This is a genomic window from Streptomyces sp. NPDC040622 (assembly GCF_055593965.1).
The window spans coordinates 136,790-161,623 of the sequence record NZ_JBVIXD010000008.1 but is presented as its reverse complement, the minus strand read 5'-3'; the positions used below and the strand labels follow the sequence as shown (position 1 = coordinate 161,623).

19 protein-coding genes are annotated in these 24,834 nt (G+C 72.1%); all 19 read left to right on the top strand.

Translation table 11 applies throughout. The features are described 5' to 3' along the window. Positions 1–32 precede the first annotated feature (32 nt). The 19 genes from ACZ592_RS23980 to ACZ592_RS23890 are packed head-to-tail and all read left to right on the top strand — an operon-like array spanning position 33 to position 24,779. Entirely contained in the window at positions 33–1,349 is a 1,317-nt protein-coding gene (locus tag ACZ592_RS23980; RefSeq protein WP_471583664.1) for a nucleotide sugar dehydrogenase, read from the top strand. Beyond that, complete coding sequence (locus ACZ592_RS23975; RefSeq protein WP_471583663.1) at positions 1,339–2,619, top strand: glycosyltransferase family 4 protein; 1,281 nt, start codon at positions 1,339–1,341, stop codon at positions 2,617–2,619. The genes ACZ592_RS23980 and ACZ592_RS23975 overlap by 11 nt, the downstream gene beginning before the upstream one ends. Next, positions 2,616–4,016: a Wzz/FepE/Etk N-terminal domain-containing protein gene (locus ACZ592_RS23970; RefSeq protein ID WP_471583662.1), complete on the top strand. Its 1,401-nt coding sequence runs from the start codon at positions 2,616–2,618 to the stop codon at positions 4,014–4,016. Before ACZ592_RS23975 ends, ACZ592_RS23970 begins: the two co-directional genes overlap by 4 nt. Continuing rightward, a complete protein-coding gene (locus ACZ592_RS23965; protein ID WP_471583661.1) occupies positions 4,013–5,539 on the top strand; it encodes a Wzz/FepE/Etk N-terminal domain-containing protein in 1,527 nt (508 codons plus the stop codon). The genes ACZ592_RS23970 and ACZ592_RS23965 overlap by 4 nt, the downstream gene beginning before the upstream one ends. Positions 5,540–5,542: 3 nt before the next feature. Then, the gene (gene asnB, locus ACZ592_RS23960; RefSeq protein ID WP_471583660.1) at positions 5,543–7,471 is read left to right on the top strand and encodes an asparagine synthase (glutamine-hydrolyzing); all 1,929 of its coding nucleotides are present in this window, start codon (positions 5,543–5,545) and stop codon (positions 7,469–7,471) included. A 27-nt stretch (positions 7,472–7,498) separates the two neighbouring features. Next, on the top strand, positions 7,499–9,682 hold the full coding sequence (locus tag ACZ592_RS23955; protein ID WP_471583659.1) for a bi-domain-containing oxidoreductase: 2,184 nt from the start codon (positions 7,499–7,501) through the stop codon (positions 9,680–9,682). Beyond that, positions 9,679–11,664, top strand: a complete 1,986-nt coding sequence (locus tag ACZ592_RS23950; protein ID WP_471583658.1) for a heparinase II/III family protein — start codon at positions 9,679–9,681, stop codon at positions 11,662–11,664. The genes ACZ592_RS23955 and ACZ592_RS23950 overlap by 4 nt, the downstream gene beginning before the upstream one ends. A 9-nt stretch (positions 11,665–11,673) precedes the next feature. Beyond that, complete coding sequence (locus tag ACZ592_RS23945; RefSeq protein WP_471583657.1) at positions 11,674–13,209, top strand: right-handed parallel beta-helix repeat-containing protein; 1,536 nt, start codon at positions 11,674–11,676, stop codon at positions 13,207–13,209. Position 13,210: 1 nt separating this feature from the next. Next, entirely contained in the window at positions 13,211–14,515 is a 1,305-nt protein-coding gene (locus ACZ592_RS23940) for an O-antigen ligase domain-containing protein (protein ID WP_471583656.1), read from the top strand. A 2-nt stretch (positions 14,516–14,517) separates the two neighbouring features. Next, positions 14,518–15,789 (top strand): glycosyltransferase family 4 protein, encoded by a 1,272-nt coding sequence (locus ACZ592_RS23935; protein WP_471583655.1) that lies wholly within the window; start codon positions 14,518–14,520, stop codon positions 15,787–15,789. Then, complete coding sequence (locus tag ACZ592_RS23930) at positions 15,790–17,025, top strand: class I SAM-dependent methyltransferase (RefSeq protein WP_471583654.1); 1,236 nt, start codon at positions 15,790–15,792, stop codon at positions 17,023–17,025. Continuing rightward, positions 17,022–17,816: a sugar phosphate nucleotidyltransferase gene (locus ACZ592_RS23925; protein WP_471583653.1), complete on the top strand. Its 795-nt coding sequence runs from the start codon at positions 17,022–17,024 to the stop codon at positions 17,814–17,816. The genes ACZ592_RS23930 and ACZ592_RS23925 overlap by 4 nt, the downstream gene beginning before the upstream one ends. After that, positions 17,813–18,475 carry a PIG-L deacetylase family protein gene (locus ACZ592_RS23920; protein ID WP_471583652.1) on the top strand — a complete coding sequence of 221 codons (663 nt, stop codon included), beginning with the start codon at positions 17,813–17,815 and terminating at the stop codon, positions 18,473–18,475. The genes ACZ592_RS23925 and ACZ592_RS23920 overlap by 4 nt, the downstream gene beginning before the upstream one ends. 3 nt (positions 18,476–18,478) lie before the next feature. Then, entirely contained in the window at positions 18,479–19,504 is a 1,026-nt protein-coding gene (locus ACZ592_RS23915; protein WP_471583651.1) for an NAD-dependent epimerase/dehydratase family protein, read from the top strand. Further along, a complete protein-coding gene (locus ACZ592_RS23910) occupies positions 19,501–20,775 on the top strand; it encodes a DUF4910 domain-containing protein (protein ID WP_471583650.1) in 1,275 nt (424 codons plus the stop codon). The genes ACZ592_RS23915 and ACZ592_RS23910 overlap by 4 nt, the downstream gene beginning before the upstream one ends. Positions 20,776–20,780: 5 nt before the next feature. Continuing rightward, positions 20,781–22,055, top strand: coding sequence for a hypothetical protein (locus tag ACZ592_RS23905; protein ID WP_471583975.1), 1,275 nt, complete (start codon positions 20,781–20,783; stop codon positions 22,053–22,055). Continuing rightward, on the top strand, positions 22,052–22,999 hold the full coding sequence (locus ACZ592_RS23900; protein WP_471583649.1) for a glycosyltransferase family 2 protein: 948 nt from the start codon (positions 22,052–22,054) through the stop codon (positions 22,997–22,999). The genes ACZ592_RS23905 and ACZ592_RS23900 overlap by 4 nt, the downstream gene beginning before the upstream one ends. Next, complete coding sequence (locus ACZ592_RS23895; protein ID WP_471583648.1) at positions 22,996–24,234, top strand: polysaccharide pyruvyl transferase family protein; 1,239 nt, start codon at positions 22,996–22,998, stop codon at positions 24,232–24,234. The genes ACZ592_RS23900 and ACZ592_RS23895 overlap by 4 nt, the downstream gene beginning before the upstream one ends. After that, positions 24,231–24,779 (top strand): dTDP-4-dehydrorhamnose 3,5-epimerase family protein, encoded by a 549-nt coding sequence (locus ACZ592_RS23890; RefSeq protein WP_471583647.1) that lies wholly within the window; start codon positions 24,231–24,233, stop codon positions 24,777–24,779. The genes ACZ592_RS23895 and ACZ592_RS23890 overlap by 4 nt, the downstream gene beginning before the upstream one ends. Positions 24,780–24,834: the final 55 nt, after the last annotated feature.

Here is a 24,834-nt window from a genome sequence, read left to right as displayed (position 1 = left end):
CGTGAGGGCCTGCTTGGGGGGAGTGACGGGGCATGAGAGTCAGCGTTTTCGGGCTCGGCTACGTGGGCTGCGTGTCGGCCGCGTGCCTGGCCAGCATGGGCCACGAGGTCATCGGCGTGGACGTCAACCAGGTGAAGGTCGACCTGGTCAACGACGGCAAGGCCCCGGTGGTCGAGGAGCGGATCGGCGAACTCATCGCCGAGGTCGTGCGGACCGGGGCGTTACGCGCCACCGCCGACGTCCGTGAGGCGATCATGGACAGTGACGTGTCCCTCGTCTGCGTGGGCACGCCCTCGGAGCCCAACGGCAGCCTGTGCACCACGTACTTGGAGCGGGTCACCGAGGAGATCGGTGCCGTGGTGGCCGAGCGGGGCGGGCGGCAGACCGTCGTCTTCCGCAGCACCATGCTGCCGGGCACCTGCCTGAACCTCCTCGTACCGATCCTGGAGAAGTACGTCGGCGGCACGGCAGGCGTCGACTTCGGGGTCGCGGTCAACCCGGAGTTCCTGCGCGAGGGAACGAGCGTGCGGGACTTCTTCGACCCGCCCAAGACCGTCATCGGCGAGCTCGACCCGGCGAGCGGCGACGTGGTGTCGGCGCTGTACGAGGGACTGCCCGGCGAGGTGTTCCGGGTACCGGTCCCGACGGCCGAGGCGATCAAGTACGCGGACAACGCCTTCCACGGACTCAAGATCGGCTTCGCGAACGAACTGGGCGCGGTGTGCCAGGCGCTCGGGGTGGACTCGCACCAGGTGATGGACGTGTTCCTGGCCGACCGCAAGCTGAACATCAGCCCCGCCTATCTGCGGCCCGGCTTCGCCTTCGGTGGCTCCTGCCTGCCCAAGGACCTGCGCAGCCTCGTCCACGCGGCGCAGCGGGCGGACATCTCGGTGCCCATCCTGTCCCACGTGCTGCCCTCGAACTCCGACCACCTGCAGCGCGCGGTGGATCTGGTCGAGCGCACCGGCAAGCGCCGCGTGGGCCTGTTCGGCCTCTCCTTCAAGCCCGGCACCGACGACCTCCGCGAGAGCCCGCTCGTCGAGCTGGCGGAGAAGCTCTTCGGCAAGGGATACGACCTGCGGATCTACGACGCCAACGTGAGCCTCTCCCGGCTGCTCGGCGCGAACCGCGAGTACATCGAGACCCGGCTGCCGCACCTCGCGCAGCTGCTCGCGGACTCCGTCGACGAGGTGCTCGACCACGCCGAGGTGTGCCTGGTCGGGACGAGGGACCCGGCCGTTCTCGCGGCGCTGCCCCACGGCGAAGGACCCGCACTGATCGACCTCATCCACCTTCCCGACGCAGATGCGCGACGAACCGAACCGGGGTACATGGGCCTTGCTTGGTAACACATCGTTTGACGACACGGCCGGCGCCGACCGGCCGGGCCGACGCGCGCTGATCCTCGTGGAGAACCTGTCGGTGCCCTTCGACCGGCGGGTCTGGCAGGAGTGCACGACCCTGCGCGACGCGGGCTGGGAGGTCCACGTCATCTGCCCCCGGGGGGAGAAGCGGGACACGGAGCCGGAGGCGGTGATCGACGGGGTGCGAATACACCGCTACCCGCTGAGCGCCGCCACCGGCGGTCCGGCCGGCTACCTGCGGGAGTACGGATCGGCGCTGTGGCACACGGTCCGCCTCGCCCGCAAGGTCGGCCCGGTCGACGTGGTGCACGCCTGCAATCCGCCCGACCTGCTCTTCCTGCCGGCGCTGTGGATGAAGAGAAGCGGCGCCCGGTTCGTCTTCGACCAGCACGACCTGGTGCCCGAGCTGTACCTCTCCCGGTTCGACCGCGGCAAGGACCTGCTCTACCGCGCCGTGTGCGCGCTGGAACGGCGGACCTACCGGGCCGCGGACGTCGTGCTCGCCACGAACGAGAGCTACCGGGACGTCGCGGTCATCCGCGGCGGTCAGCGGCCTCAGGACGTCTTCGTGGTGCGCAGCGCACCGCAGGTCGACCGGTTCCAACCGGTCGCCCCCGAGCCGGAGTTGAAGCGCGGCAAGCCCCACCTGCTGTGCTACCTCGGTGTCATGGGCCCTCAGGACGGCGTCGACTACGCCCTGCGGGCCCTGGCGAAGCTGCGCGACGAGGTCGGACGCACCGACTGGCATGCGGTGTTCGTCGGCGGCGGCGACACCTTCGACGCGATGGTGGAGCTGTCCCGGCAGCTGGGGCTTGCGGAGCAGGTGCAGTTCACCGGGCGCATCCCGGACGCCGACCTGGTGCGCTACCTCTCCACCGCGGACGTGTGCCTGTCTCCCGACCCGCACAACCCGCTCAACGACGTGTCGACCATGAACAAGGTCCTCGAGTACATGGTGATGGGCCGGCCGATCGTCTCCTTCGACCTCCGCGAGGCGCGCGTCTCCGCCGGCGACGCCGCCGTCTACGCGCCCGCCAACGACGAGGCCGAGTTCGCCCGGCTCATCGCGCTGCTCCTGGACGATCCCGAGCAGCGGGCCCGGATGGGCAAGGTCGGCCAGGAGCGGATCAGCGGACCGCTCTCCTGGCAGAACTCCCAGCGCTCGCTGCTCGCCGCCTACACCGCTGCCTGCCGTGACCACGCTCCGGTGTCCACGGGCGGCACGGCCCGGGCACGGAGGAGGCAGCACCATTGAGTGACGACACGATACGCCTGGTCACGATCGGGCGGATCTTCCGTCGGCGCTGGCGGCTGCTCGCCATCGTCGCGGTGCTCGGCGCCCTCGTCGGCTACGGCGCCTCCCTGCTGTTCCCGCCGAGCTACACCACGTCGACATCGGTGCTGCTCGCGGGGCAGTGGGAGGAGCGCGAGCTGCTGACCCAGGCGGAGATCGCGGCCAGTTCCGCGGTGGTCGACCGCACGGCCGGCGCGCTCGACTGGTCCGGCGTCAGCGCGGCCGAGCTGCGGGAGGACGTGACGGCCAAGGCCGCCGACGGGAACATCATCAAGATCTCGGGCACGGCCGACACTCCGGAGCGCGCCCAGCGGCTCTCCGACGAAGTGGCCCAGCAATTCGTCACGTTCGCCGCACGCATCGCGGGCGAGGACACCGACCCCGACGACGCGGAGACCGGGCCCGAGGCGCTGCGGCAGAAGGTGGTGCAGACCAACCGGCGCATCAGCGACCTCGCCGACGCTGCCGACCCCGGCCAGACCGTGGAGGGCGTGCAGGCCCGCACCGAGCTGGAGAAGCTGCGCACCGCGCTGCAGGAGGCCATGAAGAAGCTGGACGAGGCCGACCCGGCGACCAACAAGGCCGGCATGGTCGTCATGGGCCCGGCGGCCCGGCCGACCGGCGAGGCTCCGCCGACGAAGACCCAACTCGTCGTCGCGGGAGCCGTGCTGTTCTTCCTGCTCGCGGTCATCGGCCACCTCACGTCCGCACGGATGAGCCGCCGACTGCGCACCGAACCGGAGATCGCTGCGGCGCTGGGCTCGACGCTCCTCGGCACCGTCGACGTGCCGGGCGAACGGTCCGCGCACCGGCCCAAGGGCAGTGGCCCGAGGGCTCTGGTCCGCCGGTTCCTGGGCCTCGACACCCGGTGGGACCTGCCGAGCCCGCAGCCGTCCGGCGGAGAGGCCGGCCGACAGATCCGCTACCGGCGGGTGTGCGCCCGCCTGCGGACCCAACTGCCCTCCCCGCGCCCGCTGGTGGTCGTCGTCCCGGACGGCGACGAGATCGCCCGCCGGGCCGCGGAGCGGCTCGTCACCGAGGCCGAGAACGACCCTTCACCGAGTTCGTCGAGCAGGGGACACCTCACGATGCGCGTGGTGGACGTCCTGGTGTCCCGGCCGCTGGTGCCGGACCGCGGCGCCGAATCCGGCGCCCTGGTCGTCCTCAGCGCGGGCACCTGGACCGCGCAGGAGCTGACCGGCGTCGCCGAGGCGTGCGCGGACGCGGGGCACGAGGTCGTCGGCATCGTCGTCGCGGGACCGGTACGGGCCCGTGAGACGCGGTCCGCCGACCGGCCCGCACGCCACGCCACACCGGCGATGGCCATCGGCGACGACGCGAGGGGAGGTTCAGCGTGACGACGAGCAAGGCGTCGGAGTCGACTGCCGCCACTCCGCTCTTCGACCTGCACGCACTGGTGGTGGCGGTCCGCAGACGCCGTCGCCTCTGGTGCTCCCTGGCGCTGCTGGGTCTGTTCCTCGGCGCCGCGGTGGCGGTCCTTCGGCCCCCGCCGCCCGCAGCCGTGACCAAGGTGCTGATCGCGCACCAGGACGACCAGCCGAACGACACCGGAACGCTGATCCGTACCGACGTCGAGCTGCTGGGGACCACGCGGATCGCCGACCAGGCCCTGCGGTCCCTCAAGTCCACCGAGAAGCCCGAAGACTTCCTGCGGGACTACCGGGGAACCGGCCTGACGAACAACCTGCTGCAGATCGACGTGACGGGCGAGAGCGACGCGCAGGCGGTGGCCCGCGCGAAGGCGCTGGCCGACGCGTTCGTCGCCGACCACGTGCGGCGGATGCAGGAGGCGGCGAAGGCCGAGGCCAAGGCCCTGCGCGACCAGCGTGACCGCATGCGCGACGAGCTCGCCAAGGTCAACGAGTCGATCGGCGGACGGTCCCCCGAGAGCGACTCGAAGGAGGCGGCGAGCATCGAGTCGCTCTTCGCCCGCCGGGCCGAGCTCAACTCGCGGATCGCCGACTTCGACCAGCGCGCCGAGGAGGCGCGCATCGGCACGCCCAAGCTCATCACCGGCACACAGATCGTGGACGCCCCGCGCGCGGTGCGGCACTCGCTGCCCAAGGCCGTCGTCACCAACGCCGGGATCGGGCTCCTCCTCGGGCTCGTCCTCGGGCTCGCGGTGGCCGCGGTCGGCGCGGTGGTGGCGGACCGCCCCGTGCTGCGCCGGGAGATCGCGTCGAACCTCGGCGCCTCGGTCATCGCCGAGCTGCGCCGGGCATCCCGGCTGCCGACCGTGCCGTGGCGGCGCAGACGGACCAGGGCGGCACACGAACGGCTCGTCACGACCCTGACCCGCAGCGTGCGCGGCTCCGCGGAGGCGGTGTCACTGCTGGAACTGGGCTGTGCGCGCAGCACGAGCGTGCTCGCGCTGAGCGTCGCCAGGGCGCTGGCGGAGCAGGAGCCGGTCGCCGTCATAGACGGTCTGCCGGGGCCCCAGCTCGCCAACGTCCGGCGGGGGCCGGGGGACCCGGACGTGGTCAGCGGCGAGCGCGCCGCGGCCCTGCCGCACCAGACGCGCAGGATCGGCGTCGGCTCGGTCGCGCCCGGCACGGCATGGACCGACCTCCAGTACCTCGGCGGGCAGACCGTGCTCGTCGTGCGTGCCGGGCACGGCAGCGCCTCCTGGCTGCACACCGTGGCACGGCAACTCGCCGACCAGCGCATACCGGTGATCGGCGTGGTGCTGATCGACCCCGACCCGCGGGACAGGACCGACGGCACGCTGTGGGACGGGCTGCACATCGCGCTGAGGGGCCACAGCGAGCGGCTGGCCCGGCAGAACGACAGGGGCCAGTCGCAAACGGAACGGCCGACCTGGGCCGTACGAGTCCCGGACACCGACCAGGAGGCGCGGTAAGACGTGTGTGGCATCGCAGGCACCTACCGATGGCCGGACGGGAAGGTCGTGACCGACCGGCTCACCGAGACCCTCGCCCATCGCGGACCGGACGGGGCAGGCCGGTACGGCCACCCCGCCGGTGACGGCGAAGTACACCTCGGGCACCGCCGTCTCGCCATCATCGACCTGTCCGAGACCGGCGCCCAGCCGATGGTCTCGGACGGCCTCGCCCTGACGTACAACGGCGAGCTGTACAACGCGCCCGAGCTCCGCGCCGAGCTGGCCTCCGCCGGGGTGCGCTTCCGCGGCACCTCCGACACCGAGGTGGTCCTTGAGGCCTGGCGCCGCTGGGGCACCGACTGCCTGTCCCGGCTGCGCGGCATGTTCGCGTTCGGGATCTTCGACGAGCGGACCGGTGAACTGGTGCTCGTCCGCGACCAGTTGGGCATCAAGCCGCTGTTCGTGGTCCGGCGCGGCGGCGGCCTGGTGTTCGCCTCCGAGCTCAAGGCACTCGCCGCCGTCACCGGCGGCTCGCTGGAGGTGGACCACGCGGCGCTGGTGGCCTCACTGCTGTACTACTGGGTGCCGGACTCGCGCTGCGCGTTCCGCGAGGCCGAGAAGGTGCCGCCGGGGAGCTGGCTGAGGTGCCGGCCCGACGGCCGGGTGGAGAGCGGCCGGTTCTGGAACCTGAAGGACGTCGCCAGCGAGGGCCGGGAGCGGGCCCTCAGCGGCGAGCTGCCGGACATCGCCGCCGTCGTCGAGGAGTCGACCCGGCGCCACCTGCTCTCCGACGTACCGGTGGCGACCTTCCTCTCCGGTGGTCTCGACTCCAGCTATCTGACCGCCCTCGCGGCCCGCGACCGGCCCGGGATCTCCGCCTACACGATCGGATTCCGCGCGGAGGACGCCAAGTTCGAGGCGATGCCCGACGACCTGCGCTACGCGCGGCAGGTGGCCGAGCGGTTCGGCGTCGACCTGCACGAGATCGAGATCGCGCCCAACGTGCTCGACCTGCTGCCGCAGATGACGTACAGCCTGGACGAGCCGATCGGCGACCCCGCCGCGATCAACACGTTCCTGATCTGCCAGGCCGCCCGGGAGGCCGGGGTCAAGGTGATGCTCTCGGGCATGGGCGCCGACGAGTTGTTCGCCGGGTACCGAAAGCACCTGGCCAACCTGCTCGCGCTGCGCTACCAGCGCGTCCCGCGGCCCCTGCGGCGCGGTCTGTCGAGCGCCGTGGACCGGCTGCCGGTCGCCACGGCCCGCCGGGGGTACCGGTCGGTGCGCTTCGCGAAGCGGTTCCTCTCCTTCGCCGACCTGCCGGAGGAGACCGCGTTCCGGCGCAGCTACACCATGTACGACCAGGACGAGCTGCTCGCCCTGATCAATCCGGACCTGGCGGGGACGGTCGACGACGTGCTGACCGAGCACGCGGACATCTATGAGGACAACGAACTCGACGACTTCGTCAACCGCATGTGCCTCGGCGACGCCCGGATGTTCCTGCCGGGCCTGAACCTCGCCTACACGGACCGCTCCAGCATGGCCGCGTCCACCGAGGTGCGGGTGCCGTACGTGGACGTCGAGGTGGTCAGGGCGGCGTTCGCGGTGCCCGGCGACCGCAAGATCGTCGGACGGCAGGGCAAGGCCGTCCTCAAGGAGGCGGCCACCTCGATCCTGCCCCGGGAGATCGTGTACCGGCCCAAGGGCCTGTTCAGCGCCCCGCTGCGGGCCTGGATGAGCCGGGATCTGGCGCCGCTGGTGCGTGAGGTGGTGAACGACGGCGTGCTCGTCAACTCCGGGTTCCTGCGGCGCGACGCCCTGGCCCGGATGGTCGCCGAGGACGCCGCGGGGCAACGGGACTTCTCCAAGCACCTCTGGCATGTCCTGACCTTGGAGTACTGGTATCGCGGCGCGACCTCCGGCTCCGGCCGGAGCCGGGCAGCTTGACAGCGTAGAAAATCAAGAGGAGCTCGGGTGAAACAAGTTGTGCAGAACTACAAGAGCGGCGAACTGGCGCTGCTCGACGTGCCGGTGCCGGGGTGCAAGCCGGACGGCGTGCTGGTGCGCAGCGCCTATTCGCTGATCTCCACCGGGACCGAGCTCATGAAGGTGTCCGAGGCCGGGATGTCGATGGTGGGCAAGGCCCGCTCCCGGCCCGACCAGGTGGCCAAGGTCATGCAGAGCGTGGCCACCAACGGGGTGCCCGCCACCTACCGCAAGGTGATGGGCAAGCTGGACTCGTACACACCGCTCGGCTACTCGCTGTGCGGAGTGGTCGAGCAGGTCGGCATCGGGATCGACGACGTGAAGGTCGGCGACCTCGTGGCCTGCGCGGGCAACGAGCACGCGCTGCACGCCGAGCTGAACTGGGTGCCGAAGAACCTCTACACCCCGGTGCCGGACGGCCTCGCGCCGCGGCACGCGGCCTTCGGCACCGTCGGGTCGATCGCGATGCAGGGCGTACGCCAGGGCGAGCCGCAGCTCGGCGAGGTGGCCCTCGTCATCGGCCTCGGTCTGATCGGTCAGTTGGTCGTGCAGCTCCTCACCGCATCGGGCGTCCGCGTCGTCGGGGTCGACCCCGATCCGGCGCGCTGCGAGCTCGCCGAGCGCCTGGGCGCCGCGGCCTGCGGCGATCCCGAGTCCGCCGCCGTGCAGGCCGCCGTCGTCGAACTCACCGGCGGTCACGGCGTGGACCAGGTGTATCTGGCCGCCGGCGGCGGCAGCAACCAGCCCGTCGAGCTGGCCGCCCGGCTGTGCAGGGACCGCGGCCGGGTCGTCGACATCGGCAAGTGCCGCCTCGACCTGCCGTGGAACGCGTACTACGAGAAAGAGCTGGACGTCCGGTTCTCGCGCTCCTACGGTCCCGGGCGCTACGACCCCGCGTACGAGCTGGAGGGGCGCGACTACCCGATCGGGTACGTGCGCTGGACCGAGCGCCGCAATCTGGCATGCTTCCTCGACCTGGTCGCCCGCGGCCGCGTCGACGTGGAGCCCCTGGTCTCCCACATAGCCGACTTCGACGACGCCGTCGACACCTACCAGCGGCTCAAGGACGGCGATCTGAAGGCGGTCGCCGTGCTGTTCCGCTACCCCGAACAGACGGCGGAGAAGGAGACGCGGGCGCCGTCGGTGGCCGTGCCCGCGGTGCGCCGAGGCGGCGCGTCCGCGCCGGCCCGGGCCGCCAGGACGCCGGTGCGCCTGGCGTTCGTCGGCGCGGGCAACTACGCGACGTCGATGCTGCTGCCCCACCTGACCGGGCGCGACGGCGTCGAGCTGTCCACGGTCGTCACCACGACGGCGCTGTCCGCGGCCAACGCCAAGCGGAAGTTCGGCTTCGCCGCCGCCACCACCGATCTCGACGCCGTGCTCGGCGACTCGTCCGTGGACGCGGTGTTCGTGGTCACCCGGCACAGCTCGCACGCCGAACTCACCAGCAAGGCCCTGCGGGCCGGCAAGACGGTGTTCGTGGAGAAGCCGCTGGCTCTCACCGAGGACGAGCTGGCCGGCGTGCTCGCCACGGTGGAGGAGACCGGCAACGACCGGCTGCAGGTGGGCTTCAACCGCCGGTTCGCGCCGCTGCTGCACGAGGCACGCAAGCAGTTCGGCACCCGCACAGGACCCGCGAACCTCCGTTACCTGATCAACGCGGGCCGGCTGCAGCACGGCAGCTGGTACCTCCAACAGGGCACCGAGGGCACGCGGTTCGCCGGCGAGGGCGGGCACTTCATCGACACCGCGAGCTGGCTCCTGGACGCAGACCCCGTCTCGGTGTACGCGGTCGGCTCGTCCGGCAACGAGGACCTCCAGGTCGTACTGCGCTACCCGGACGGATCCACCGCCACCCTCAGCTACGTCACCACCGGCTCGGCCGCCTTCCCCAAGGAGACGCTGGACCTCGTCGCGGACGGCAAGGTGCTCCGGCTCGACGACTTCGTCCGCGCCTCGGTGTACGGCCGCAAGCGCTGGGTCAGCTCGCGGCTGCCCAAGGCCCGGGACAAGGGCCAGAACGCCGAACTGGCCGCGTTCATCAGGGCCGTGCGGACCGGCGGCCCGATGCCGGTGCCGCTGGAGTCACTGGTCGCCACCACGGCGGCCACCCTCGCCGTGCAGGCCGGCGTGGCCGGCGGCGCGCCGGTGACCCTGGCGAGGGCGCGATGACCTTGAGCCCGAGCTGGTACGTGCGGCGGCTGTCCCGGATGGGGCCGCGGGAGGTCGGCGGCCGGGCGGCCGACGCCGCGCGCAGACGATGGTGGCGTTCGGCACGGCCGCACTGCCCGAGCGTCACCGGCGCCCGGTTCACCGCGACCCTGCCCGCAGGGACGATCGCCGCGATACCGCAGGACGCCGCGAAGCGGCTCGTCGCCGAGGCGGACCGGCTGATGGCCGGGCACGTCGAGTACTTCGGGGTGGTCCGCGACGATCTGGCCGACCCGGACTGGTGGTTCGACCCGAAGACCGGACGGCGGGCGCCGTGGGGCTACGCCTTCGACGTGCCGTACCGGAACGAGGAAGTCGTCGGGGACATCAAGCAGATCTGGGAGCTCTCCCGGCACCACTACCTCACCGTGCTCGCCGCCGCCTACGCGATCACCGGAGACGAGCGGTACGCCGAGCGGGTGGCCGAGCACCTGCGCCTGTGGTGGGCGGCCAACGCGCCGCTGCGCGGCGTGCACTGGATCAGCGGCATCGAGCTGGGGATCCGGCTCCTGTCCTGGGTCTGGGTCCGCCGGCTGCTCGACGGCTGGCCGGGCGCGGCCGCCCTCTTCGAGGACAACCCGGTGGCGGTGAACCAGATCTGGCACCACCAGCGCTGGCTGGCCGCCTTCCCCAGCAGGGGATCCTCGGCGAACAACCACGTCATCGCCGAGGCCGCCGGGCAGTTCGCCGCGGCCTGCGCGTTCGGCTGGTTCCCCTCATCACCCCGCTGGCGGGCCGACGCGCTGCGCTCCCTCGACCGCCAACTGCGCGGCAACACCTACCTGTCCGGACTCAACCGCGAGCTGGCCACGGAGTACCACGGACTCGTCCTTGAGCTGGGCCTGGCCGCGGTCGCGGAGGCGGACGCCTCCGGCGTGCCGGTCCCCGCGACGGTCCGGCTCGTGCTGCTGCGGATGACCGACGCGCTCGCCGCCGTCGTGGACGGCCGGCTCCGGCCGCCGCGCCAGGGCGACGCGGACGACGGTCACGGTCTGGTCCTCGACGGCCCCGGCACCGACCGATGGGGCTCACTCCTCGCCACCGGGGACGCCGTGTTCGGCAGGCTCGCCTGGTGGCCCGCGGTGAACGGCACCGACGTGCGCACCCCGCTCCTCGCCGCGCTGATCCGGCCCTACCCGACGAAGGGGTCCGCACCGGCCGTGTCCCGCCCGGCGAGCCGTCCCGCGCACTTCGCCGACGCCGGGATGACCATCCTGCGCGGCCCGGGGGAGATCTGGTGCCGCTGCGACGGCGGTCCGCACGGATTCCTGTCCATCGCCGCCCACGCCCACGCGGACGCGCTGTCCGTGGAGGTCCGGCACGACGGGGTCGACGTGCTCGCCGACCCGGGCACGTTCTGCTACCACGGGCAGCCCGAGTGGCGGCAGTACTTCCGTTCGACCCTCGGTCACAACACCCTGGAATGGGACGGCGGGGACCAGTCGGTCTCCGGCGGCCCGTTCCTGTGGACCCGGCATGCCCGCACCAGGGTCCTGGTCGCGGAGCCGTCCGAGTCCTCCGACGCGTCCGAGGCCCCCGACGGGGGGACGGCCCGCTGGTGTGCCGAGCACGACGGATACGAGCCCGCCGTGCACCGCCGACGCGTGGAACTGGATCGTGAAAGCCGGGAGTTGACGGTGGTCGACGAGGTGCACGGTTCGCGGGGCGCCGTACGCCTGGCGTTCCACCTCGGTCCGGCGGTCACCGCGGACCTGGCGGGCAACCGGGCGGCGCTCACCTGGTCCCGGGACGGCGAGGACCGCTCCGCGGTGCTCGACCTGCCCGGGGAGCTGGCATGGCGGGCGCACCGGGGCGAGAGCAACCCGCCGCTCGGCTGGTATTCCGAGGGATTCGGGCGCAAGGAACCCACCACGACGCTGGTCGGCACGGGCTTCGCCGACGGCGCGCAGGGGTTCACCACCGTACTCAGGTTCCAGGGCTAGGGGGCACGAGTGGGGATCAAGTGGCGGCACTGGGCGATACCGGCGGCACCGCTGGCGCTGGTCCTGCTGGCGGCGACCGGCTGTGAGAGCACGTCGGGCGCCCCGGCGGCGGAGCCGACCACCGCCCCGACCACGTCAGCCACCCGGTCCGTGGCCCGGGTGTGCGCCAAGCCCGGGGCCGGACCCGCGAAGGCACCGGCGGGCGCCGTGAAGGTCAACCCCAAGGTGGTCGGTGACCTGGCGGCGAAGACCAAGAGCAGCCCGTCGAACACCACGTTCTGGCTCGCACCCGGCAAGCACAGGCTCGACCCGGACCGCTACGCCCAGGTCGTCCCCAAGAAGGGCAACCGCTACCTCGGCGCGCCGGGCGCGGTGCTCGACGGCCGGAAGACCAACCAGTACGCGTTCGGCGGTGCGGCCCACGACGTCGCCATCCGCCACCTGACGGTGCAACGGTTCGTGGCCCCGCCGGACGAGGGTGTGGTCAACCACGACTCGGCCGACGGGTGGGTGATCGACCACGCGACGATCCAGCACAATTCCGGTGCCGGGCTGATGGCCGGCGCCCGCCAGCAGGTTCGCGCCAGCTGCCTGCGCGACAACGGCCAGTACGGCATGAACGCCTACAAGGCCCACGGCCGCATCACCGATCTGGTGGTCGAGGGCAACGAGATCGTCGGCAACAACACCGGCGACTGGGAGCGCAAGCGCAAGGGCTGCGGCTGTACCGGCGGCATCAAGTTCTGGGCCGTCGACGGCGCGGACGTGCGCGGCAACTGGGTGCACGACAACCGGGGCACCGGGCTGTGGGCGGACACCAACAACAACGACTTCCGCATCGAGGGCAACGTGCTGGAGTCCAACGACGGTGCCGCGCTGATCTACGAGACCAGCTACAACGCGGTCATCAGGAAGAACACGATCCGCAAGAACAACTGGGTCGAGGGCCGCAAGTACGCCGAGCGCGGTGACAACTTCCCCTTCGCGACGGTCTACCTGTCCGAGTCCGGTGGTGAACCACGCGTCGAGGCCCGCACGGACAAGATCGAGATCTACCGGAACGTGCTGGAGAACAACTGGTCGGGGATCACCCTGTGGGAGAACGCCGACCGGTTCTGCAACAGCCCGGCCAACACCTCCTCCGGCGACTGCACGCTGCTGGTGAAGAAGACCGACCGCTGCGCGAAGCCGGCGATCGCCAAGGCACCGCTGTACGCCGACTGCCGGTGGAAGACCCAGCGGGTGGACATCCACGACAACCGCTTCGCCCTGGACAAGTCCGTCGTCGACTGCACGTCGAAGTGTGACCGCATGGCGGTACTCGCCAACTACGGCACCTATCCCGACTGGTCGCCGTACAAGGGCGAGCAGGTGGCCGAGGCGATCACCCGCGAGCAGCACAACCGCTGGCACGACAACGTCTACGTCGGACCGTGGAAGTTCGTGGCCCACGACCCGAGCCGGGTGCTCGACTCCGGGCAGTGGCAGGCCACGCCGTACCGGCAGGACGCGGACAGCACCTTCCGCGCACGGGACGGTGGGTGAGATGCGCCCAGAGCACACGACTCACACGGCTCGCACGACGCACACAGATCACGCAGCTCACACGGATCACACGGAGCGCCCCGACCACACCTCGAAGATCGTCGGAACGGCCTGGGGGCTGCTGATCCTCAACACCCTCGGCTCGGCCGGGGCGAAGACCATCATTCCGCTGCCCCGTTCCCTGATCCAGATGGCGACCATGGGCGCGCTGGTCGGCGCGTTCGCGCTGGCCCTCGCGGTCAACCTCCGGCTGCGCATCCGGCCCAGCGCCTTCGTGTTCCTGCTCACCCTGCTGCTCGTGCCGAGCGTCATCTCCAGCGCGGACCTGGAGGGAGGGCTCGGCGCGCTGTTCCGCTGCGGCAGACTGGCTCTCTTCGTCTGCACACTGTGGCTGCTCAGCCGCTGGTGGGACGGTGGCCTGACGTTCGTACGGCACCACATCCGGCTGTACTTCGTGGTCCTCGGGTCGGTGGCCGCCGGCCTGGTCATCGCGCCGGGCGCGGCCATGCCCGAGCTCTACGGCGGACGCCTGGTCGGCGCACTGTGGCCGCTCACCCCGCCGCAGATCGGCCAGTACGCCGCAGTGATCATCGGGCTCACCGTGCTGCTCCTCCTGGGCCGCAGGACCGACCGGCGCAGCGCGACGGTCGTCATCGTGCCGTCCTTCGTCCTGCTCGCCCTGACCCACACCCGCACGGCCACGCTCGGTCTGCTCATCGGCCTGGCGCTGGCGATCGGCTCGCTGGTCCTGACCAGCGCCGCCGCCCGGCGGTTCTTCGCCTGGGCGGTGCTGATCGCCGTCGTCGGCGCCGTGGCGTTCAGTGCCGCGCTGCAGGCGTGGTTCCTGCGCGGGCAGACCGAGGAGAACTTCTCCAACCTCACCGGCCGGGCCAAGGTCTGGGACGCCCTCCTCGCGGCGCCCCGCTCGACCACGGAGCAACTGTTCGGCATGGGCCTGGGCGACAAGTCGTTCGGCGGGCTGCCCATCGACAACAGCTGGCTCGCCGTCTACCACGAGCAGGGTCTGACCGGCACCGCGATCGTGGCGGCGATCATCGTGGTGCTCGGCGGCGTCGCGCTGCTGCGGCCGCCGTCGCTGCAGCGGGCCTGCGCGATCTTCCTGATCAGCTACTGCGCGATCGCGTCGTACACCGAGGCAGGTCTGGGCGACGCCTCGCCGTACCTGCTGCATCTGGCCGTGGCCGCCTCGCTCCTGGCGGCACCCGCCGCGGCGGCGCAGCTGCCGGCGCCCCCGGCCTCCCGACGACGTGTCCCGCGCTGGGCGCGGAGATCGGAAGTGATCTGAGCATGCACGTCCTCGTGGTGCACAACCGCTACGCCTCGGCCCAGCCGAGCGGCGAGAACAAGGTCGTCGACCAGGAGGTGGCCCTGCTGCGCGCGGCAGGACACCGGGTCGAGCTGTTCGAGCGGCGCAGCGACGACATCGGCGCCCTGTCCCTGCCGGGCAAGGTCGCGGTGCCGCTGCGGGTGCCGTGGAACGCGGCGGTCCGCAAGGAGCTCGCCGGCCGGCTCCGCACCGAGCGGCCGGACGTGGTGCACGTCCACAACGTCTTCCCGCTCCTGTCGCCCTCGGTGCTCGCCGCCTGCGCGGACGCGGGCGTGCCCGCCGTCGCCACGCTGCACAACTACACGCAGATCTGCCCGCCAGGCACCCTGCAGCGGGACGGCAAGCCGTGCACCGAGTGCGTCGGCTCGACGCCCCTGCCCGCCGTGCGGCACGGCTGCTACCGGAACTCCCGCCTGGCGACGGTGCCGCTCGCGGTGAGTCTGTCGGCCAACCGGCGCCGCTGGTGGACCGGCGTGGAGCGGTTCTTCTGCATCTCCGCGGCGCAGCGCGACGTCCTGGTGCGAGCCGGGATGCCGGCCGAACGGCTCGCGGTGAAGCACAACTTCGTGCCCGACCCACCGGCCCGCCGGTCCGGCGATGGCGAGCACCTGCTCTATCTCGGCCGCCTCGCGGAGGCCAAGGGCGTGCGGCTGCTCATGGCCGCGTGGGACGAGCTCGCGGCGGGCGGCGGTGTGGGCGTGCCGCTCGTCATCGCCGGCACGGGGCCGCTGGAGCAAGAGGTGACCGCCTGGGCGGCGGGCCGTGACGACGTGCGCTCCATCGGCCTGTGCGACACGGCCCAGTGCCAGGAGGCCATCGCACGCTCGGTCGCCGTGGTGGCGCCCTCGACGTGGCTCGAGGCGTTCGGCCTCGTGGTCGTGGAGGCGATGGCGGCCGGGGTGCCGACCGTCGCCGCCGCTCACGGCGCCTTCGTCGAACTCGTCGACGAGGGGGTGACCGGGCTGCTTCACGAGCCGGGCGAGGCCGCCTCGCTGGCGTCCTGTCTGCGCCGGATCACGTCCGAGCAGGCCCTCAACCGGGAGATGGGACGGGCGGCCCGGCGCCGATACGAACAGGGGTTCAGCCCGGCCGTCGGGCTCGAGCGTCTGGTGGATGGCTACCGCACCGCGATCGCGGGTCGGTCCGGCGGCGGGGACAGCCCGCCGCCGGCAGCAAAAGGAAGCACTGGCTCGCGGTGGGGGACACGCGCGAGCAGATATGGGGGGAACTAGATGACACGATGCCGACTCTGCGGCTCGGCGGCGCTGGGGAGCGTCGTCGATCTGGGGGCGACACCGCCGTGCGAGAGCTTCCTCGCCGCGGACCAACTGGACCTGCCCGAGCCCGCGTACCCGCTGCACCTGCGGGTCTGCACCGAGTGCTGGCTCGCGCAGATACCGCCGCTGATCAAGCCGGAGGAGACGTTCACGGAGTACGCGTACTTCTCCTCCTTCTCGACCTCCTGGGTGGAGCACGCGCGCACGTTCGTCGCCGACGCGGCACAACGGGTGGGACTCGGCCCCGACGCGTTCGTGGTCGAGGTCGCGAGCAACGACGGGTACCTGCTGAAGCACGTGGTGGACCGGGGAATCCGCTGCCTGGGCATCGAGCCGTCGGTGAACGTCGGTGCGGCCGCACGGGACGCGGGCGTGCCCACGGTCACCGAGTTCCTCTCCCCGGACACCGGCTCGGCCGTCCGCGCCGAGCACGGCCCGGCGAACCTGGTCGTGGCCAACAACGTGTACGCGCACATCCCCGACGTGGTCGGGTTCACGCAGGGGCTGCGCGCGCTGGTCGCCGACGACGGCTGGGTCTCCATCGAGGTGCAGCACCTGCTGACCCTGATCGAGGAGAACCAGTACGACACGATCTACCACGAGCACTTCCAGTACTACACGGTCGCATCCGCGATCCGAGCCCTCGCGAGCGGCGGACTCGCCCTCGTGGACGTCGAGTTGCTGCCCACGCACGGCGGCTCCATCCGGCTGTGGGCCCGGCCGGCCGAGGTGGCGGGCGAGCCGAGCCGGCGCGTGGCCGAGGTCCTCGACCGGGAGAAGGCCGCCGGCCTCCAGGACCTGTCCGGGTACACCGAGTTCTCCGCCCGCGTGGCCAAGGTGCGCAGGGACCTGCTCAAGTTCCTCATCGAGGCGGCCGAGCGCGGCGAGACGGTCGTCGGCTACGGCGCCCCCGGCAAGGGCAACACCCTGCTCAACCACTGCGGCATCCGGCCCGACCTGCTCGCGTACACGGTCGACCGCAACCCCTACAAGCACGGCAGGTTCACCCCCGGCACCCGTATCCCGATCCTGGCGCCGGAGCAGATCGCGGCCGACCGGCCGGACTACGTCCTCGTCCTCCCGTGGAACCTGCGGGCCGAGCTCGTCGAGCAGCTGTCCTTCGTGCACGAGTGGGGCGGCCGGCTCGTCTTCCCCATCCCGGAACTGAGTATTGTCGAGGTCACCTCATGAAGGTCGTTCTGTTCTGCGGCGGCTACGGGATGCGGATGCGCAGCGGAGCCTCCGACGACGTGCCCAAGCCGATGGCGATGGTCGGCCCCCGGCCGCTGATCTGGCACGTCATGCGCTACTACGCGCACTACGGGCACACGGAGTTCATCCTGTGCCTCGGGTACGGCGCCCACCACATCAAGAACTTCTTCCTCAACTACGAGGAGACGACGTCCAACGACTTCGTCCTGCGGGGCGGGCGGACCGAGCTCCTTTCGACCGACATATCCGACTGGACGATCACGTTCGCGCAGACCGGCATCGAGTCGCCGATCGGGGAGCGGCTGCGCCGGGTGCGACAGCACCTGGACGGCGACGAGATGTTCCTCGCCAACTACGCCGACGTGCTCACCGACGCCCCGCTGCCGGAGATGATCGACCGGTTCGCCGCACGTGACGCCGGTGCGTCGATGATGGTCGTGCCGCCGCAGTCCTCCTTCCACTGCGTGGAGCTGGGCGAGGACGGCCTGGTCGGCGGCATCACCGCGGTCAGCGACATGCCGCTGTGGGAGAACGGCGGCTACTTCGTGCTCCGCCAGGAAGTCTTCGACCACATCCCCGAGAACGGGGACCTGGTCGCCGACGGCTGCGGCCAACTCGCCAAGCGGGGCCGCCTCGTGGCGCACCAGCACCGCGGCTTCTGGAAGCCGACCGACACCGTGAAGGAGCGGGCCGCGCTGGACGCCGCCTACGCCCGAGGCGAGCGCCCGTGGGCCGTGTGGGAACGGGACACCGCCGGAGCGCGCGCGTGATCCGGCTCGGGACAGGACCCCTGGAACGGATCGTCGCGGTGGGCGCGCACTGCGACGACATCGCCATCGGCGCGGGCGGCACGCTCCTGACGATGTGCCGGGCGCGCCCGGGCCTCCGCGTCGACGCGCTGGTGCTCTCCGGCGGCGGCAGCGAACGGGAGCAGGAGGAGCAGGCCGCGCTCGCCGCCTTCTGCCCCGGCGCCGACCTGCGGCTGACCGTGCTCAAGCTGCCGGACGGCCGGATGCCCGCGCACTGGGAGGAGGCCAAGGCCGCGGTCGAGGAGCTGCGCATGCGGACCGACCCGGACCTGGTCATCGCGCCGCGCACCGACGACGCGCACCAGGACCACCGCGGCCTGGCGCAGCTCCTGCCCACCGCGTTCCGCGACCACCTGGTGCTCGGCTACGAGATCGTCAAGTGGGACGGCGACCTCGGCCGTCCCTCGGCGTACCAGCCGCTGTCGCCGGAGACCGCCGAACAGAAGGTGCGGCTGCTGCAGGAGCACTACCCCTCGCAGCGGCACCGTCCCTGGTACGACCGGGAGGCCTTCCTCGGCCTCGCACGCATCCGCGGCATCGAATGCCACGCGCGCTACGCCGAGGCCTTCGCCGTCACCAAACTCACGCTCAATCTCGGCACTTTCGATCTGGGGGAATGAACCTTGCGCGTACTGCTGACCGGACATCAGGGCTACCTGGGCACCGTGATGGCCCCGGTCCTCGCTGCCGCCGGGCACGAGGTCGTCGGCCTTGACGCCGGCCTGTTCGCCGACTGCGTGCTCGGCCCGCCGCCCGCGGACCCGTCGGGGCACCGGGTGGACCTGCGCGACGTCACGGCCGAGCACGTGACCGGGGTGGACGCCGTGATCCACCTCGCCGCGCTCTCCAACGACCCGCTGGGTTCGCTGGCGCCCGAGCTCACGTACGACATCAACCACCACGCGTCCGTGCGCCTGGCCCGACTGGCCCGCGAGGCCGGGGTGCGGCGCTTCCTGTACGCGTCGACCTGCTCCGTCTACGGCGCCGCCGGCGGGGGCGACCTGGTCGGCGAGGACGCCCCGCTGCGCCCCGTGACGCCGTACGCGGAGTCCAAGGTGCGGGTGGAGGACGACCTGCACGCGCTCGCCGACGGCGACTTCAGCCCGGTGTTCATGCGCAACGCCACCGCCTTCGGCTACTCGCCCCGGCTGCGCGCCGACATCGTGCTGAACAACCTGGTGGGCCACGCGCTGCTGTCCGGCGAGGTGCTCGTGATGTCCGACGGCACGCCCTGGCGCCCGCTGGTGCACGCCGCCGACATCGCACGGGCCTTCACCGCCGCGCTGACCGCGCCGAGGGAAGCGGTGCACGACCGGGCGTTCAACATCGGCAGCGAGACCAACAACGTCACGGTCGCCGAGATCGCCGAACAGGTCGCCGACGCGGTGCCCGGCTCGAAGGTGGTGATCACCGGGGAGACCGGTGCCGATCCGCGGTCCTACCGGGTGGACTTCGCACGGTTCCGCGCCGCGGTGGAGGGCTTCGACTGCGAGTGGACCGTCAAGCGGGGCGCGGTCGAACTCGCCGACGCCTACCGCGAGCACGGGCTGACCCGCGAGGGCTTCGAGCAGCGCTTCACTCGCCTCGCCGTGCTGCGCGCGGCGTCCGAGGCCGGCGCCGTCGACGACACCCTTCGGTGGCGCGGATGACCGCAGTCGGCGAGGAGATGCACGCGCTGGTGGAGCGGCTGTACCCGCTCTGCCGGAGCATCACGGGCGACGGCGTGCGCGCCACCCTGGAGATCGTCGACGAGTACGTCCCGCTCCAGGTGCACGAGGTGGCGACCGGCACGCAGGTGCTCGACTGGACGGTGCCGCAGGAGTGGAACATCCGGGACGCGTACGTCGCCGACGCCACCGGCAAGCGGGTCGTCGACTTCGCCGCGTCCAGCCTGCACGTGCTCGGCTACAGCGTCCCGGTGTCGGCGACCGTGCCGCTTGCCGAGCTGCGCGGCCACCTGCACACCCTGCCGGACCACCCGGGCTGGGTGCCGTACCGCACCAGCTACTACAAGCCGGAATGGGGATTCTGCCTGGCCCAGGAGACCCTGGACGCGCTGCCGGACGGCGACTACGAGGTGCGCATCGACTCGACCCTCGCCGACGGCCACCTCACCTACGCCGAGCACGTGGTCCCCGGGCAGGTCCCCGACGAGGTGATCGTCTCCTGCCATGTCTGCCACCCGTCGCTGGCCAACGACAACCTGGCGGGCATCGCGGTGGCGACGTTCCTGGCCCGGGCACTCGCGGAGGTGACGCCGTACTACACCTACCGGTTCATCTACGCGCCCGGCACCATCGGGGCGATCACCTGGCTCGCCCGCAACAAGGAGCGCATCGAGCAGGTCAAACACGGACTCGTGCTGGCCTGCGCCGGTGACTCGGGCCACCTGACGTACAAGCAGAGCAGGCGCGGCGACGCGGAGATCGACCGGGTGCTGCGGCACGTCCTCGCCGCCTCCGAACGCCCGCACCAGGTCAACGAGTTCACCCCGTACGGCTACGACGAGCGGCAGTACTGCTCGCCCGGGTTCGACCTCGGCGTGGGCTCGCTCAGCAGGACCCCGTACGCCGGCTACCCCGAGTACCACACCTCGGCGGACAACCCGGACTTCGTCTCCCCGGAGGCGATGACGGACACCCTCGCGGTCTGCCGCGAGGCGTTCGCCGTGCTCGACCGCAACCGCCGGTACCTCAACCTCAGCCCCTACGGCGAGCCCCAGTTGGGCCGCCGTGGGCTGTACGAGGCGCTCGGCGGCCGCAGCGACACCAAGCAGGCCCAGATGGCCATGCTCTGGGTGCTCAACCTCTCCGACGGCGAGCACAGTCTGCTGGACGTCGCCGAGCGCTCCGGGCTGCCGTTCCACACCGTCGCCGGCGCGGCCGACGCCCTGCACGGCGCCGGGCTGATCAAGGCATGACGCAGATGACCGCCGAGGGGGAGAAGCGGACGGCCAGGCGGGCCATGGCCGGCCGGCTCTCCTGGGGGCTCGCCGACCAGGCGGCCTCCAGCATGACCAACTTCGCGGTGGGGATCTACGTGGCCCGCTCGCTGGGCGTCACCGCGTTCGGCGTGTTCAGCCTGGCCTGGCTGACCTACGGCGTGGTGCTCAACGTCGCCCGGGGCCTGGCCACCGACCCCCTCGTGGTGCGCTTCAGCGGCGTGCCCGAGGCCTCCTGGCGCACGGCCGCGGCCCGCTCGTCGGGTGCCGCGCTCGGCGTCGGTACCGTGCTCGGCGCCGTGTGCCTGCTGGTCGGCCTCGGTCTCGGCGGCCGGGTGGGCCCCGCGTTCGTCTGCCTCGGTATCGCCCTGCCCGCGCTGCTGCTGCAGGACGCCTGGCGCTTCGCGTTCTTCGCGGCGGGCGCCGGGCGCAAGGCGTTCACCAACGACCTGGTGTGGGGCGTCGCGCTCATTCCCGCCATGGTCGTGGCGGCCCGCGTGGGCAGCGTCGGCGCCTTCGTGCTCGCCTGGGGCGCGTCCGCCGCGGTGGCCGCGGGCTACGGCTGCTTCCAGTCCGGTCTCCGGCCCCGGCTCACCCGGGCCCGCGGGTGGTTGGGCGAGCAGCGCGACCTCGGCTACCGGTACCTCGTCGAGAACGTCAGCCTCAGCGGAGCGAGCCAGCTGCGCGCCTACGGGCTCGGCGCGATCGTCGGGGTCGGCGCGGTGGGCGCGGTCCGAGGCGCCGAGCTGCTCCTCGGCCCGTTCCTCGCCGTCCTGATGGGCCTCTCGCTGGTCACCGTCGCGGAGGCGGCCCGAGTGCTGCGGGGCTCCCCGCACCGCCTCGCCAGGTTCTGCCTCCTCCTGGGCGGCGGGCAGGCCGCCGCCGCCCTGCTCTGGGGCACGGCGCTGCTGCTGATGCCGGACCGGGCGGGCGAGTTCGTGCTCGGCGGTGTCTGGGGCGCTGCCTCGGAGCTCATCGTGCCGGCCACGCTCGGCGTCGCGGGCGCCGGACTCGGCAGCGGCGCGGCGGCCGGGCTGCGCGCGCTCGCCGCGGCCCGGCGCAGCCTGCGCTGCCAGCTGTTCGCCTCGGCCTGTTACGTCGGCGGCGGGCTCGGCGGGGCGGCCGTGGCCGGCACGGTCGGCTCGGCCTGGGGCGTCGCCGCCGCGACCGTCTGCGGCTCGGCCGTGTGGTGGCTGCAACTGCGCTCCGCCCTGCGCGAGCGCCACCGGAATTCCCTTCCCGAAGTGAGGACGTCATGACCGCCCAACCCCGGCTGAGCATCGGCCTGCCCGTCTACAACGGCGAGGAGTACCTGGCCGAATCGCTCGACGCCCTGCTCGGGCAGACCTACGAGGACTTCGAGCTGGTCATCTCCGACAACGCCTCGACCGACGGGACCCAGGACATCTGCCGCGCGTACGCCGCGAAGGACGCGCGCATCCGGTACATCAGGCTGACCCGGAACATCGGCGCCGCGCCGAACCACAACTACGTGTTCACCGAGTGCCGCGGCGAGCTCTTCAAGTGGGCGTCGCACGACGACCTGTACGCCCGTGACCTGTTGCGGCGCTGCGTGGAGGCGCTCGACGAGCGGCCCGACGTGGTCCTCGCCCACAGCGACCAGGCGGTCATCGACGAGGACGGCAAGGTGAAGGTCCCCTACGACTACGGGCTCGCCACCGACTCGCCGCGCGCGCCGGAGCGCTTCCGCAGTCTGCTGTTCGAGCCCGGTGGCGACGACTTCTACGGCGTGATGCGGGCCGACGTGCTGCGCCGCGTGAAGCCGCACGACAGCTACCACCACGCGGACCGCACGTTCGTCGCCGAGATCACCCTGCACGGGCCCTTCCACCAGGTGCCGGAGTTGCTGTACTTCCGCCGCGACCACCCCACCCGCGCCGAGCGCGCGAACCCCTCCAAGCGCTCCCGGTGCGTCAACCTGGACCCGCGCAGGGCGGGAGTGCTGCACCCGACGCCCCGGCTGCTCGCCGAGTACGTCTGGGGCTTCGTCTCCGCGGTCCGGCGGGCGCCGCTGTCCGCGGCCGACCGGGGCGCGTGCTACCGCCACCTGGCGGCCTGGATGACCAGCCGCGCCCGGCCGGGCGCCGGCGAGCGCGTCGAGGACCGCGCACCGGTCGACCCGGACCGCCTCACCGTCTCCGTGGACGCCCTCGTCGCGGGCCGCGAAGGGGAGCGGGCATGACGTCAGCGGACGAAACCCCGGTGCGCGTCGGGGTGTTCGGCCTGCTCGGCTCCGGCAACCTCGGCAACGACGGATCACTCGAAGCCGTGCTCGGCTACCTCCGCGCCGAGCACCCCGAGGCGGTCGTGGACGCCCTGTGCGGCGGACCCGAGGCCGTCACCTCCCGGTTCGGCATCCCCGCGACGCGGCTGCACTGGTACCGCGGCGAGTACCGGACCGCGTCCCGTGCGGGTGCCGTCGCGGGCAAGGGCGTCGGCAAACTCGTGGACGTCTTCCGCACCGCCGCCTGGGTGCGCCGGCACGACGTGGTGATCGTGCCGGGCATGGGCGTTCTGGAGGCCACACTGCCGCTGCGGCCGTGGGGCTTCCCGTACGCGCTGTTCCTGCTCTGCGCGTCCGGCCGGCTGTTCGGCACCCGCGTCGCGCTGGCCGGTGTCGGCGCCGCCCCGATCGGGAGCCGGGCGACCCGGGCCCTGGTGCGCCGCTCGGCGCGGCTCGCCACGTACCGCTCGTACCGGGACACCCTGTCCCGCGACGCGCTGCGGGCGATGGGCGTGGACACCGCGCGCGACGAGGTCTATCCGGACCTCGCCTTCGCCCTGCCCGCGCCCTCGGCGAGCGCGCCCCCGGCCTCCCCGGGCCCGGTCTGCGTCGGCGTCATGGCCTTCCACGGCGGCGACGACGACCGCGCCCGCGCCGAGGAGATCCACCGGCGCTACCTCGAAGGGACCACCCGGTTCGTCCGCGCGCTCGTCGAGGACGGCAGACAGGTCCGGCTGCTCACCGGTGACGAGTGCGACGCGCCGGTGGTCGCCGCGATCCTCGACGCGGTGGACTCGCCGCTGGTCACCGCGGCCAAGGCGGACTCGCTCGCCGACCTCATGAAGGAGACGGCCGCCGCCGACGCCGTGGTCGCGACCCGATACCACAACCTGGTCTGCGCGCTGAAGGCCGGTACGCCGACACTCGCCCTCAGCTACGCGGCGAAGAGCGAGGCGCTGATGGCCCGGATGGGTCTCGACGCGTACTGCCACCCGGCCCGCGAGGTGGACGCCGACCGGTTGCTCGCACAGTTCCGGGAGCTGGAGCGGTGTTCGGCGGAGCTGCGGCGGACCCTCGCCGAGCGGAACCTGGTCGTCGCCCGGCAACTCGAGGACCAGTTCACCGCCTTGACCGCCGCCCTGTTCCCTGCGACCGACCACATCCACGCCCACGCCCTGCGGGAGACTCCTTGATAGCGACCCAAGTCCCGGCGATCACCGGGGCGTTCCTGTTCGAGTCGACGCCGTACGCCGACGAGCGCGGCTTCTTCTGCCGCACCTTCGACGCCGACGTGGCCCGCTCGGTGGGCCTCGACCCGAACGCCTTCCTCCAGGACAGCCTGTCCCGCTCCGCCCAGGGCGTGGTGCGCGGCCTGCACCTGCGCTCGGGCGCGGGCGAGGCCAAGCTGGTGCGCTGCTCGTACGGGCGGATCTTCGACGTCGTCGTGGACCTGCGGCCCGACTCGCCGACGTACCGCAACCGGGGGTTCTTCGAGCTGTCCGACGAGACGCAGGCGACCCTGTACATCCCGGCGGGATGCGCGCACGGCTTCCAGGCGCTGACCCCGACGGCCGACACCTCCTACCGGATCGACCGTCCGCACGACCCGGCCGAGGACGTGACGATCGCCTTCGACGACCCGGAGCTCGCCGTTCCCTGGCCGCTGCCGGTCACCTCGATGTCCCGGCGGGACCGGGAGGCGCCGACCCTCGCCGAGGTCCTGAAGCGCAGGTCGTGAAGCACGAGGGCCTCAAGCACGAGTCCTGAGGCACGAGGTCCTGAAGCACGGAGAG